Consider the following 13235-nt stretch of genomic DNA (forward strand, 5'->3'; position numbering starts at 1 on the left):
GACCCACCTGACTTCCATGCCGAACTCAGAAGTGAAACGAAATAGCGCCGATGGTAGTGTGGGGTTTCCCCATGTGAGAGTAGGACATCGCCAGGCTTTAAATTTTGGACACTTGCTTAAGCGAGTGGTACCACTGCGGAGTGGTAGTTCAGTTGGTTAGAATACCGGCCTGTCACGCCGGGGGTCGCGGGTTCGAGTCCCGTCCACTCCGCCACTTATTAAGAAGCCTCAGTCGAAAGACTGAGGCTTCTTTACATTTGGGGAAAATGCTACTACGAAGAGGCAGTTCAGTTGGTTAGTTATTTGTTTTAAAAAGCGCGGCTGTCACAGCGGAGGCGCGCCAAGCAAGGTACCAGGGAGTCCCAGTCGTGTGCGACCGCAGCCACCCCCGCCACTTATTAAGAAGCCTAGTCGAAAGATTTCATCTTTATTCTAATCTAGGTAGATGACATTTACTGCTGATGCTCTGAAATTACTGCCCATTCTTTTCAGCCTATATCACTGGCTAGCGATTTCTTCCCTTATCTAATTGTAATCAAACTGAGCTTATGAGCTTTTCAGTCCGTATTTATCAAGGCCCGCACTTATCTACTAATTCGTTTGCTGGGAGCAATGGAGTGCTTCCTTGAAGCATTAGTGAATGCAAGAGGCGTACACTATAGAGTCTCTTTGCTGGTTAGTTTCAGCGATAGAGCCCGCCGTCTGATAATCCATATTCTTTGAGCAAAGCCCTGACCGCTTACGTTGCCTGAACGCTGCTATCCTTTCTTTAATTGGAATAAAGATGAAGACAATGAACAGACTAGATTGAACTGATAATGCCCTTTTAATTGATGTTGAGAAGCTCCAGCTATCCCGTTCCTTGTTGCCAGTAATGGTCACTGGTATTGAAGTGAACTCAGAGTAGGTAGGTTTGTTTGTTGATAGAGGTTGCTGGGAGGAGTGAGTGGGATGTTTGAATGGTAATAAAAAAGCCGACATGGTATGTCGGCTTTTAGCTTTGGTTGAAAGGGTCTACTTAATCGTTTTGAACCAGTGTAAGCGCTTTACGAGAAACTTCGTGTGCCGCTTTAGTAAGATTCTGCTTCTCTAGTGTGTCTGCTAGGAAAGCGTAATCAGAGACGTCTGAGCGAAGTTTTAAGGCTGCTTCAAATTGTTCCTGAGACTCATGCCATTTCTCTTGGCGGAAGTAGAAGTGAGCCAGCGCACTGTGTGCTGCCGCATTGTCCGTCTCTTTCTTCACTACACCTTCAAGGAAGACAACGATAGGATGAATATCTGGCACATTTAACTCTGGAAGAAGCTCGTATAACTCCGGTGCCGGCGTTTTATTTAATGCTTCTTTGATTACCGTAAATGCTTCATTATCTGCTTTACGGGCAATCAACTCGCGAGCAAAACATGCGATCAAATGAGGGTCTTGTTTTACTTTGCGAGCTAAGCTATTCCAGTGAGAAATCAGTCCTTCACTACCTTGCTGTTGAGCAACTTCATGCAGTAATCCGCATTGTGCTGTTTTAATCAGCTCAATTTCTTCGTCTTCAGTTACCTGTTTTGCTTTGTTTAGCTGAGGCATTAAGTCGATTAAAGGTTGCCATAGCTTCAGCTGCATGTAGGTAGTTTTCAGCAGGTTTAATACTATCGGGTTGCTGGCGTGCTGATTTTTTAGTGAAGATAGCGTGTCAAATGCCGCTTCAAACTCATTGTCGCGAATAAACTGTTTGGCACGTGTCAGTTCAACGGCTAGGTGTGCGTTTTCTTGCTGACTCGCAAGCTCTAAGTATTTGTCACGCTTGTCTTTATCACCTTGACCTTGTGCAGCTTCTGACGCTACTAGGTAGCACAGAAGTGGCATGTCGTGATGATTGGCCCAGCGAGTGACTTTCTTCTCCGCGCCTTTCCAGTCACCTTCTAGCAATTTGATGATGCCTTCATTGGTGTAGCGACGAGAACGACGCATTTTTCGTACACTGAAATAGTTCCAGGTACTTGAACTTGCGTAGACCAGTTTCTTGATTAGGTATTCTAAAATGAACAGACCAGCAAGCGCCGCGATAACAAAAATGACCAGTGTTGTTACACTCATCTCAATGGTTTTCTCGGCGATCGAGATCAGAACGTAACCCTGTTGGCCGGAGTATTGTGTGCCCACAAATAGTCCGGCTCCTAGAATGGCAAATAGGAAAATAAGACGAAACATTACTTATCCTCCGTGCCTGTCATAGTGGTTACTTCACGACGTAGGCGCTCACGAATAACATCAGATAGCTGAGACTGACTTTCCAGTTTAGCAGGGTATTCAACGTGGATGTTTTGTTGGCTAAGTTGGCCGATCGTTTTGTTGAACTCTTTTACTGAGTTATCGTCCTGATTAAAGAACGCCAGCGCCCATTTATCTGCTGTTTTGAGCGAGGTCGAGTACACTTCGCCTTGCTCTTGATAAACCGCTTTAATAGCCGTTTCTAGCTTAGCTTTGATGTTCTCTTTAAGGTAGAAATGCTGCTGAGGAGAAAGCAGCGGGATGACGTTGCCATCGCGAGTACGGAAAGTAATGAAGTTTTCTGAGAAGTCCTTCAGAGATGTCATCAGGTTATCTTGCCAGTTAGAAATGTCTTCAGACACTTCTTGCTCAGTCACTGCCGCAGCTTCAGGAAGTAGGGCATTAGCCAGTGGCATTTTATCGACTTGTTGTTGTAAGGCAGTCAGACGCAGCACTAAGCCGTCACGGTCAATTAATGGCACGGTACGTAATTTAGTGATGTCATTTGCCATCGCTTTACGGAGGTTAACTAAACTAGGGTCATTGAGTGCAGCAATACGTTGGTCTGCGCTTTCCATTAACTGAGTAGCGCTTTCCACATCGTGCTCAAGGAACAACTTACGACCAGCCAATTTAACTAAGTAGTCTGCTTCGGCCAGTAACCAGTCGTTTGGACGGCGGCCTTTCATGTCAGCCACGGCCAATTGCAGGCTTTCGATGCTTTTTTGTTGCTGACCAAGAACCACTTCGGCTTTATGCGTTGCGTTGGTCGCCTTCTCGATTGTTTCTTCTTTAACTTGAGTCAGTGCCTGCTGCATAGAAGCTTGAGCTTGTTCGAGTTGGCTTTGAAGCTGAGCTATTTTAGCTTGGTAGTCAGTTTGTTGCTCGTGAAGCTTATACGCTAAGCCACCACCAAAAATGATCGACAAGATGATAGCGACTGTGCCTAGTTTGACGCCTCGCTTACCTTGTTTCTCTTCAAACTCAACTTTATTTTGTTCTGCTGGTTTTTCTTTATCAGCAGGTTGTGATGATTCCTTTGTAGGCTCAGCATCCTGTTTCGGGGTATCTTTTTCAGCTAGCGGTGCCGAAGAGGTTTCTTCAGCAAGGTTTTTATCGTTATTTTTTTGGTCGTTATTTTTACTTGTCATGCCTTTATCCTGTGTAGCTAGGGCTGGAGAGCAGCCAGTAATTCTTGGTTGGATGCGCTTCCTGTGCACCTTACCTGAGTGAACCCCTTTTGAATTGCGATGTCGGCGATACGCTGACTGGGTATATACAACTCTCGCTGATTAAGCCAAGCCAATTGATCTGACGTTAATTGACTGCACAAATAATCAAGTTGTTCACCACTAGTGACGATGATCTGATTGATTTGTTGGGCTTTCCATAGTGAGATACAGCTTACTGGATCGAATGGGATAAATTCTCTCTTGTAAGTCTCACTATAGTGAACTTTTGCTCCACGTCTCACCAATGCATCTTTAATTAGCTCTCTTCCACCGTTTCCTCGCAGAATAACAACGTTCTGTTTTTCTACTTTGTTTAACACTGGAAGTTGCAATAAGTGTTCACTATCACTGACTTGAGGATAGTGTACTTTTTGTTGCGTGAATTTGCTTAAATAGTGTGCTGTTTTTTGACCAACGGCAAGGTAAATGGCGTGTTTAGGCCATGACATACCGTTGTTTGATAATATTTGCTGTGCGCACTGCACCGCATGTCTGCTGACAGCAATAATGAAATGAGCGCGATCGAGATGAGCGGAGAGCTGTGTATCCGAGAGATCGGCAGTAATGTCGATCAATGGATGGTGGTGTGCGGGAATGCCGTGCCTTTCGAGCAGAGAGCAAAGCTCAATGCCTTGCTCTCCCGGCCGAGTGACCAACACTGCCATGATTAGTCGTGATCTGCGTACAGTTTGGTGAGGATGTCGCGAGCACCATTATCCAGCAGTTCATTTGCTAATTGGATACCGAGTGCTTCGCCATCTTTGCGGTGACCACGGATTTCCCCACGGACAATTTCGCTACCGTCTGGTTCTCCGACTAGTGCGCGTAACCAAACGTTATCGCCATCAAGCAGCGCGTAGCTACCGATAGGAACCTGACAGCCACCTTCCAGTGTTAGGTTCATTGCACGCTCACACAGTACTCGGTCTTCAGTATCTTTGTGGTTAAGTGGCTCGAGTAGTTTGAGTAATCTTTCGTCGTCTAAGCGGCACTCAATACCCACTGCGCCTTGGCCAACGGCAGGAAGAGATTGCTCTGGTTCAATAAAACTACGGATACGCTCTTCAAGTTTCAGGCGTTTCAGGCCAGCGGCTGCCAGGATGATAGCGTCGTATTCGCCAGCATCCAATTTACCAAGGCGTGTGCCTACGTTGCCACGTAGTTCTTTGATGATGAGATCAGGACGATATTCCTTGAGCTGGCACTGACGGCGTAAACTGCATGTGCCGACAATCGCTCCTTGAGGTAACTCATCAACGCTGCTATAGGTATTAGAAACAAAAGCATCACGAGGGTCTTCTCGTTCGCAGATGGTGACGAGACCTAATCCTTCAGGGAAGTCGACTGGTACGTCTTTCATTGAATGTACAGCCAGATCCGCACGGCCTTCCAGCATAGCGACTTCCAGCTCTTTAACGAATAAACCTTTACCGCCTACTTTAGCTAACGGTGTGTCTAGGATCACGTCACCTTTGGTCACCATAGTTACTAACTCGACTTCTAAACCCGGGTGAGCGGCTTGAAGGGCGTCTTTGACAAAGTGAGCTTGCCATAAAGCAAGTGGGCTTTTTCGAGTTGCAATGCGAATTGGTGTGGATTGTGTCATGATCTTCTCAAAGCTGTTTGGATTTGGGTTTATCCTACCATTCTCATCAAGAAATTCTTACTGTTAGTTGGATATCTGGCGGTGCTATGAATGGAATTACATGATGTTATGAAAATAGTGTGACTAGATTCTCAATTAGACTAAGGACTATTATTAGTTTGAGGTGATATCAAGCGACACTAGCTCGCTGTTAATTTTGTGACTGGAGTATGGTTTTTTCTCTGCAACGAAATAGAGAGCTGAAACTTTACCATACTCAATAAAAGTGTTAAATTGATCACGTTTTTAGGCTTTTTAGGCTTAAAATATCATCAGGTATCTTTGATTGTTCAACCAAGGAATTACCCTTGCAGGCTTACACCCAAAAAATAATTCAGCGATTAGATAAATTGAATCAGCAACGTGTTGAACGTGCGCTGGCGCTTATGGATTCGCAAAGCCAGCAAGTTTTCCACTTGATTCCTGTCTTATTGAATTACAACCACCCAGTCATTCCGGGTTACTACGATGCTGACGTACCAGTTGGTGTCTATGGTCTTGAGCCTAATGACATTCAACAACAATTCATCGACGATACACAACTTACCATTAGCGATAAGTTAGATGATGCAGCGCAACCAGCGATCCTTGGCCTGTACACCATGGGCAGTACATCATCGATTGGTCAAAGTACATCAAGTGACTTAGACATTTGGGTCTGTGTTTCTCCGGAGATGGACTGCGATGAGCGTGAGTTACTCACCAACAAGTGTTTATTGATTACTGATTGGGCGCAGAGTAAAGGTGTCGAGGCGAACTTCTTCCTGATGGATGAAGAGCGTTTCAGAAGTAATCATTCTGAAGAGATGACTGGTGATAATTGTGGTTCATCACAGCACTTACTGCTACTTGATGAGTTCTATCGCAGCGCGGTTCGTATCGCCGGGCAGCGATTGTTATGGCAAATTGTGCCACCAGAGATGGAAGAGTCTTACGACGAGTACGTTTCACAACTTTGTCGCGATGGCTATATCGACTGTAAAGAGTGGATCGACTTTGGCAAATTGAACCGAATTCCAGCAGAAGAATACTTTGGCTCGAATTTGTGGCAGTTGTACAAAAGTATCGATTCTCCTTACAAATCGGTATTAAAAGCCATTCTGCTTGAAGCTTACTCGTGGGAATACCCTCACACTCAACTGTTAAGTATCGATACTAAACGTCGTTTCTTTGCCCATGAGCCCGATCTCTACGGTATGGACGCGTATTACTTGATGCTGGAAAAAGTCACCCGTTATCTTGAACGTATTCAAGACGATACGCGTTTAGACTTAGTTCGCCGCTGTTTTTACCTTAAAACCCATGAAAAGCTCTCCCGTCAGCCCGGTGTTGGCTCGGTTGCTTGGCGTCGTGAAGCCTTGAGCGACATGATTACCCGATGGGACTGGGATGAAAGTGTGGTGGCAGAACTTGACGACCGCCGTAACTGGAAGGTCGAACAGGTTAAAGTGGTGCATCATGCGCTGTTAGATGCGCTGATGCAGAGTTACCGTAACCTTATCCAATTTGCACGTCGCAATGACATTACTTCGGCCATCAGCCCGCAAGACATCAGTATTTTGGCTCGTAAGCTATATGCGGCTTTTGAGGTTCTTCCGGGTAAAGTGACGCTGCTGAATCCTCAAATCTCTCCAGATTTACATGAGCCGGATTTGAGCTTTATCGAAGTGAAGAATGGTGGTGTGAATAAGTCCGGTTGGTATTTGTATAAACAGCCGCTGGTTGCACACCGTATTCTGGGTCAGCCATACCTTGAGCACCATGAATATCTGAGCAAGCTGGTTTCGTGGGCATTCTTTAATGGCCTGATAACGGAGTCGACTCGTTTACACGCTGTCGTGCGTGAAGCGCAGTTAGACATTGATAAGTTCTACCAAATGGTGAGCGATTTACGTAATACTTTTGCTTTGCGTAAGCGCCGTCCGACAATGCAAGCTCTGGCAAGTCCATGTGAAATCAGTCAACTGACGATGTTCATCAACTTTGAAAGTGACCCTACTGAAGAGTTGTCCGGTCGTTCGCTTAAAGTGGATCTGAAGAATACTGATATTTTCAGTTTCGGTCCTGAGCATAAAAACTTAGTTGGCAGTGTTGATTTGGTTTACCGCAATTCCTGGCATGAAGTTCGTACGCTGCATTTTAAAGGCGAGACGGCGATGCTTGATGCACTGAAAACCATTTTGGGCAAAATGCACCAAGATGCGCTTCCGCCAGAGTCGGTGGATGTGTTCTGTTACGCGAAAAACATGCGTGGTGTGATGCGCAATAAAGTGTATCAGTTGCTGGCAGAGTGTATCGACTTGCGCTTGAAGCCAGTCGAACAAGAAAAACGTCGCCGCTTTAAAGCGATGCGTCTTGGCGAGAAAATGTATGGTTTATTCTTTGAGCGTCGTGGCGTATCTGTTCAGAAGTTAGAAAACTCGGTCGATTTTTATCGCAGTATCTCAACCAACAAGCTGAAAGGTTCGCCGCTATTAATGCTCGATCGCGATCAGGAATATCAAATGCCGGACGCGGTGGATGGCTTTGCCAGTGAAGGGTTAGTGCAGTTCTTCTTCGAAGACAGCGAGAAGGGTTTTAACATCTATGTACTCGATGAATCGAATCAGGTGGAAGTGTATCACCAGTTCAGTGGTTCGAAAGATGAGATGATTGCTTCCGTGAACAGCTTCTATACCTCGGTGAAAGATGATACTCATGTGGCTTCGAAGTTCATTAACTTTAACTTGCCGCAGTACTATCAGATCATTCATCCCGAAGAAGGTAACGCTTACATCATACCTTACCGTAATGATTGTCCTCCTCATCGTCCCAATAAAGCGGTGAATGCATAACAGCAAATCGAACAAAAACAAAAAGAGCACCGCGGTGCTCTTTTTCTGTATTGGTCAGGACAAAATGAACTTATGCCCAGTCGATATCTTCACCAGCGTGCTTTTCACACTCTTGCTTCACCATCTCAAACAGTTCCATACCAGTCTTCGAGCAGGTCCATTTATCTTCGATAAGCTTGAAGTGGAAGCCACCTGATTTTGATGCAAGCCAAATTTCATGCATCGGTTCCTGGCGGTTGATGATGATCTGGCTGCGGTCTTCAAATTCTAATGTCATTACGTTACCAGACACTTCGTAATCAATGTCTGCACCTGAATCATCGATGGATTCTTCAATGATTTGTATCTGTACATCCACCAGTTGATGAAATTCAGTATCGTTCATCCGTCTGTCCTATTGCTTTTCCTGAGTGTGGTGCGATTATAGGGGGCATTGATTCAATAATCACGATATGCCAAATGAAAAAATTAGTTACTGTGTTGTTTGTGATGGCTGCTGCTACGTTGGCAGGGTGTGGACAGTCCGGTTCACTCTACATTCCAGATGACACACAACAAAACGAGCAATCACAATAAATATCCGCACCTTTGGGTGAAATTAGGGTTCTGCAGTCGAATAAAATAAGGGAAGCGAATTTTGGATTACTTCAACTATCAGGATGATGGCCAGCTTTGGGCCGAAGACGTCTCACTTCAAGCTCTGGCCGAGCAATATGGCACTCCTCTTTATGTATACTCTCGAGCCACGCTAGAGCGCCACTGGAAGGCGTTTGATAGTGCAGTGGGTCAACATCCTCATCTGGTTTGTTATGCTGTGAAAGCAAACTCAAACTTAGGCGTACTGAATGCACTGGCTCGTTTGGGGTCAGGCTTTGATATCGTATCTGGTGGTGAACTGGAACGTGTTATTGCTGCCGGTGGTGACGCGAAGAAAGTGGTATTTTCTGGTGTAGGTAAAACGCCAGCAGAAATGAAACGTGCATTAGAGCTGGGTATCAAGTGCTTTAACGTTGAATCTGAGCCTGAACTTGAGCGCCTGAATAAAGTGGCAGGCGATCTTGGTGTGATTGCTCCTATTTCACTGCGCATCAACCCCGATGTAGACGCAAAAACTCACCCTTATATTTCGACTGGTCTTCGCGACAACAAATTTGGTATTGCGTTTGATCGTGCACCTGAGGTGTACAAATTCGCCCAAAGCTTGCCGAACCTAAACGTACAGGGTATTGATTGCCATATTGGTTCTCAGTTAACTGATATTGAACCTTTTATCGATGCGACTGATCGCTTGCTTGCTCTGATTGATGATCTGAAAGCGCAAGGCATCAACATTCGTCACTTGGATGTTGGTGGTGGTCTTGGTGTGGTTTACCGTGATGAGCTTCCTCCACAGCCATCTGATTACGCGAAAGCGCTGTTGGGACGTCTGACTAATCACCAAGATCTGGAACTGATTTTTGAACCTGGTCGTGCGATTGCAGCGAATGCTGGCATCTTGCTGACTCGCGTTGAGTTCTTAAAGCACACTGAGCATAAAAACTTTGCCATTATTGATGCAGCAATGAATGACCTGATGCGTCCTGCTCTGTACCAAGCATGGCAAGATATCGTGCCAGTTTCGCCACGCGATGGTGAAGCGCAAACTTACGACTTGGTTGGACCAATTTGTGAAACCGGTGATTTCCTGGGTAAAGATCGCGCATTGGTTTTACAAGAAGGTGATCTACTCGCGGTTCGTTCTGCTGGCGCCTATGGTTTTGTTATGTCTTCGAATTACAATACTCGTACCCGAGCGGCGGAAGTGATGGTGGACGGTAAGCAAAGCCATCTTGTTCGTCAGCGTGAGGAGCTGACAAGTTTGTGGCAGCTGGAACAGATTCTACCGGAGTAACACAAAGCAAATGCATTTCCACTTTTCCAAAATGCACGGTTTGGGTAACGACTTTATGGTCGTCGACTGCATTACCCAGAACGTGTTTTTCTCGCAAGATTTGATCCGCCGCCTGGCGGATCGTCACACTGGTGTTGGTTTTGACCAATTGCTCGTGGTAGAAGCGCCTTATGACCCTGAAACCGACTTCCACTACCGCATATTCAATGCGGATGGCAGCGAAGTTGAGCAGTGTGGTAATGGTGCGCGCTGTTTTGCGCGTTTTGTTCGTCTCAAAGGTTTGACTAACAAATACAGCATCAGCGTGAGTACTAAGAAAGGAAAAATGATCCTCAACGTCGAAGACGATGGTGAAGTGACGGTCAATATGGGTGTGCCAGAATTTGAGCCGAACAAGATCCCTTTCAAAGCTAAGCAAAAAGAGAAAACCTACATCATGCGCGCTGGTGACAAGACCCTGTTTTGTGGTGCTGTCAGTATGGGTAACCCACATGTTGTGACGGTTGTGGATGATGTCGATACGGCTGATGTCGACACTTTGGGTCCGCTACTAGAGTCTCACGAGCGTTTCCCTGAACGCGTGAATGCGGGTTTTATGCAGGTCATCGATCGCAACCATATCCGTCTGCGTGTTTATGAGCGCGGAGCGGGTGAAACCCAGGCGTGCGGCAGTGGTGCCTGTGGCGCGGTTGCTGTCGGCATTCTGCAAGGTTTACTAGACGAAAATGTCAAAGTATCACTACCAGGTGGTGAACTGAATATTTCTTGGCAAGGTCCGGGTAAGCCTCTATTTATGACTGGCCCTACTACTCATGTCTTTGACGGGCAACTGTCGTGCTAGTGGAAGAGAAAGGAAACGTTTTGTCTCAAGCAGAAGCGGATACGTTGACGGCTGAAGTGGTCGCTGAGTACCTCAAAGATCACCCGGACTTTTTGGTTCAGCGTCCAGAACTGGTAGACCGTTTGTCATTTCCACATGTGGATTTAGGGGCGGTTTCACTGGTTCATATTCAAATGAACCGTCAGCGTCAACGCATCGAAGAGCTCGAGGAAGAGATCACGACACTGATGTCTTTGGCTGCCAATAATGACCGTACTTTTTACGAGTTCATGGATTTGCAGGGAGAGATTTTAAAGTGTAGTGACTTCAAGCAGGTGATTCATGCCATTGAGCAGAAAGCTCAGGACCTGGGCCTGAGAGCTTATGTTCGTTTGTTCAGTCAATGCGACGCATCCCTGCAACTCAGCAAAGAAAACTACCAGCGATTTGCCACCACGCACCTCAATGGCAAAGATGCCTACTTAGGTCGCTTACGTAAAGTCGATCGTGAAGCCTTATTTGGTAGTTTGGAGATGCCAGAAATGGGGTCTTACGTCGTATTACCGTTAGTGAAGAAGCAGACGCTGGGTGTTCTGGCATTTTCTAGCCAGGACGGCGGGCATTTCCAGCCAGATATGGATACCTTATTTTTGCGTCATCTATCCTTAGTAGTGGCACATCTTGCTCAAACATTGGTATGGCAACGTTACGATGATGACAACTCCAAACACTCCTCTGCCAAATAGCTTGCAAAAGCCTCTTGAACGCTTCTACGAATTTCTGCGAAGTGAAAAGGGGCTAAGTTTGCATACCCAGCGTAATTACAAACAGCAGTTGGAAACCATGGCGCACCACTTAACCGAAATGGGATTGAAAGACTGGTCTCAGGTTGACGCGGGCTGGGTTCGACAACTGGCTGGTAAAGGCATGCGTGAAGGAATGAAAGCCAGCAGTCTTGCCACTCGTTTATCTTCACTGCGCAGTTTCTTCGATTTTCTTATCCTACGCGGCGAAATGTCGGCGAATCCGGCCAAAGGTGTTTCTGCACCGCGTAAGCAGCGTCCGTTACCAAAAAACCTCGACGTCGATGAAGTCAACCAGTTATTGGAAGTGAACGAAGATGATCCGCTAGCGGTTCGCGATCGCGCTATGATGGAGCTGATGTACGGAGCGGGTTTACGATTGGCTGAGCTGGTTAGTGTCGATGTGCGTGATGTGCATTTACGTAGTGGTGAACTTCGAGTCATTGGTAAAGGTGATAAAGAGCGTAAAGTTCCGTTCTCTGGCATGGCGACCGAGTGGGTAGGTAAGTGGCTTAAAGTGCGAGGCAACCTTGCTGCGCCGGGTGAACCTGCATTATTTGTGTCCAAACTCGGTACGCGTATTTCGCACCGCAGCGTGCAAAAGCGTATGGCTGAGTGGGGACAAAAGCAGTCGGTAGCGAGCCACATCAGCCCACACAAGTTGCGTCACTCATTTGCGACCCATATGCTGGAATCAAGCAACAACTTACGTGCGGTCCAAGAGCTGTTAGGCCACGAAAATATTTCGACTACTCAGATCTACACCCATTTGGATTTCCAACACTTGGCGCAAGCCTACGATCAAGCACACCCACGTGCACGTAAAAAGAGCGGAGACTGAGACAGAGCATGAAATTTTATCGCCGTATTGCGCCAATCAAGGCAATGACGTTTGACCTTGATGACACACTCTATGACAACTATCCGGTAATAGTACGCATGGAGCGTGAGCTTTTGTCGTGGCTTCAGCAAGCACATCCGGCAGTCGCCCATATGGAAAAGCCGGACTGGGTCAGAGTGAAAAGGCAGGTTGTGCAGCAGGATCCAGAGTTAAAAAGTGACGTGACACTTTGGCGCTTAGTCCAACTTAAGCAGGGTTTTCTCGATGTTGGCTATAGTGAAGAGCAAGCGCAAACTGCTGCTGAAAAAGGTGTGCAAGTTGCGCTTGATTGGCGTAATCGTTTCGAGGTACCGGAACTGAGTCTCAATGTACTCGCGCAGCTCGGCGAACAAATTCCTTTAGTTGCGATCACTAATGGTAACGTTGACTTAGATAAAGTCGGTCTGACACCCTATTTTAAAAGTGTGCTGAAAGCGGGACCGGATGGATTAGCGAAACCAGCCGGAGATATGTTTGCCAAAGCGCAACAAGTCTTAGATCTACCGGCAGAGAATATTTTGCACGTCGGTGACCATATCGTAACGGATGTTCACGGAGCTAAGCTGGCTGGTTTTGCGGCTTGTTGGTTTAATGACGTGAATAAGAACGTTGCTCAATTACCGAGAGCCAGAACGTTACCGGATATGGAAATTCATAGTTTACCGCCGTTGCTATCACTTATTTGATGTGACTAACACTTTGCATTGTTTCACGTGAAACACGTGTAAAAAGCGCAGCTTAGGCTTAACGCCACTCGCTTAAGAGCGAGTGGCGTTTTTATTCCTTGAACGCGAACGCGTGGGATATTTAGCGGCTTTCTTAAGTACTGCTCTTGGATACGCTTTACGCTTCCTCTTCTCTGGCAGTATT

Annotated in this window: 11 protein-coding genes, 1 tRNA gene, 1 rRNA gene and 1 pseudogene; 9 read left to right on the forward strand and 5 right to left on the reverse strand. The window is 46.3% G+C overall.

Annotated features, from left to right (window positions below; translation table 11 throughout):
- Positions 1-96, forward strand: a 5S ribosomal RNA gene (gene rrf / locus L3V31_RS21295); the annotation flags it as partial.
- A 41-nt stretch (positions 97-137) separates the two neighbouring features.
- A tRNA-Asp gene (locus L3V31_RS21300) sits at positions 138-214 on the forward strand.
- 804 nt (positions 215-1018) lie between these two features.
- Here the strand turns inward: L3V31_RS21300 and L3V31_RS21305 are convergent.
- From L3V31_RS21305 to hemC, 4 genes are read right to left on the reverse strand one after another with little or no spacing between them, the layout of a single operon-like run.
- Positions 1019-2200 (reverse strand): heme biosynthesis HemY N-terminal domain-containing protein, encoded by a 1182-nt coding sequence (locus L3V31_RS21305; protein ID WP_237319122.1) that lies wholly within the window; start codon positions 2198-2200, stop codon positions 1019-1021.
- Positions 2200-3411 carry a uroporphyrinogen-III C-methyltransferase gene (locus tag L3V31_RS21310; protein WP_237319124.1) on the reverse strand — a complete coding sequence of 404 codons (1212 nt, stop codon included), beginning with the start codon at positions 3409-3411 and terminating at the stop codon, positions 2200-2202. The genes L3V31_RS21305 and L3V31_RS21310 overlap by 1 nt, the downstream gene beginning before the upstream one ends.
- Before the next feature lie 17 nt (positions 3412-3428).
- Complete coding sequence (locus L3V31_RS21315; protein ID WP_237319126.1) at positions 3429-4157, reverse strand: uroporphyrinogen-III synthase; 729 nt, start codon at positions 4155-4157, stop codon at positions 3429-3431.
- 2 nt (positions 4158-4159) lie between these two features.
- Positions 4160-5098 carry a hydroxymethylbilane synthase gene (hemC, locus tag L3V31_RS21320; RefSeq protein WP_065297537.1) on the reverse strand — a complete coding sequence of 313 codons (939 nt, stop codon included), beginning with the start codon at positions 5096-5098 and terminating at the stop codon, positions 4160-4162.
- Between the two features lie 347 nt (positions 5099-5445).
- On the opposite strand from hemC, the gene L3V31_RS21325 reads away from it, so the two are divergent.
- Positions 5446-7971 (forward strand): class I adenylate cyclase, encoded by a 2526-nt coding sequence (locus L3V31_RS21325; RefSeq protein ID WP_237319128.1) that lies wholly within the window; start codon positions 5446-5448, stop codon positions 7969-7971.
- A 70-nt stretch (positions 7972-8041) separates the two neighbouring features.
- On the opposite strand, the gene cyaY is transcribed toward L3V31_RS21325, so the two are convergent.
- Positions 8042-8356, reverse strand: coding sequence for an iron donor protein CyaY (gene cyaY / locus L3V31_RS21330; protein ID WP_237319130.1), 315 nt, complete (start codon positions 8354-8356; stop codon positions 8042-8044).
- Here cyaY and L3V31_RS21335 point away from each other — a divergent pair.
- The 6 genes and pseudogenes from L3V31_RS21335 (at position 8336) to yigB (ending at position 13051) form a co-directional block, all read left to right on the forward strand.
- Positions 8336-8547: pseudogene (locus tag L3V31_RS21335) on the forward strand (lipoprotein). The gene cyaY and the pseudogene L3V31_RS21335 overlap by 21 nt on opposite strands.
- A 61-nt stretch (positions 8548-8608) precedes the next feature.
- Positions 8609-9862, forward strand: a complete 1254-nt coding sequence (lysA, locus tag L3V31_RS21340) for a diaminopimelate decarboxylase (protein ID WP_020334062.1) — start codon at positions 8609-8611, stop codon at positions 9860-9862.
- 10 nt (positions 9863-9872) lie between these two features.
- Positions 9873-10703: a diaminopimelate epimerase gene (dapF, locus tag L3V31_RS21345; protein WP_237319132.1), complete on the forward strand. Its 831-nt coding sequence runs from the start codon at positions 9873-9875 to the stop codon at positions 10701-10703.
- Entirely contained in the window at positions 10697-11428 is a 732-nt protein-coding gene (locus L3V31_RS21350) for a DUF484 family protein (RefSeq protein ID WP_237319134.1), read from the forward strand. The genes dapF and L3V31_RS21350 overlap by 7 nt, the downstream gene beginning before the upstream one ends.
- A complete protein-coding gene (gene xerC, locus L3V31_RS21355; protein WP_237319136.1) occupies positions 11394-12326 on the forward strand; it encodes a tyrosine recombinase XerC in 933 nt (310 codons plus the stop codon). The genes L3V31_RS21350 and xerC overlap by 35 nt, the downstream gene beginning before the upstream one ends.
- A gap of 8 nt (positions 12327-12334) precedes the next feature.
- Positions 12335-13051: a 5-amino-6-(5-phospho-D-ribitylamino)uracil phosphatase YigB gene (yigB, locus tag L3V31_RS21360; protein ID WP_237319138.1), complete on the forward strand. Its 717-nt coding sequence runs from the start codon at positions 12335-12337 to the stop codon at positions 13049-13051.
- Positions 13052-13235: the final 184 nt, after the last annotated feature.

The organism is Vibrio sp. J1-1 (assembly GCF_021728395.1).
Lineage (GTDB): Bacteria > Pseudomonadota > Gammaproteobacteria > Enterobacterales > Vibrionaceae > Vibrio.

Bases quoted from the DNA above. Each gene is read 5' to 3' on its own strand.
- L3V31_RS21305 (WP_237319122.1), bottom strand. From the start codon at position 2,200: ATGTTTCGTCTTATTTTCCTATTTGCCATTCTAGGAGCCGGACTATTT.
- L3V31_RS21310 (WP_237319124.1), bottom strand. From the start codon at position 3,411: ATGACAAGTAAAAATAACGACCAAAAAAATAACGATAAAAACCTTGCT.
- L3V31_RS21315 (WP_237319126.1), bottom strand. From the start codon at position 4,157: ATGGCAGTGTTGGTCACTCGGCCGGGAGAGCAAGGCATTGAGCTTTGC.
- hemC (WP_065297537.1), bottom strand. From the start codon at position 5,098: ATGACACAATCCACACCAATTCGCATTGCAACTCGAAAAAGCCCACTT.
- cyaY (WP_237319130.1), bottom strand. From the start codon at position 8,356: ATGAACGATACTGAATTTCATCAACTGGTGGATGTACAGATACAAATC.
- dapF (WP_237319132.1), top strand. From the start codon at position 9,873: ATGCATTTCCACTTTTCCAAAATGCACGGTTTGGGTAACGACTTTATG.
- xerC (WP_237319136.1), top strand. From the start codon at position 11,394: ATGATGACAACTCCAAACACTCCTCTGCCAAATAGCTTGCAAAAGCCT.
- yigB (WP_237319138.1), top strand. From the start codon at position 12,335: ATGAAATTTTATCGCCGTATTGCGCCAATCAAGGCAATGACGTTTGAC.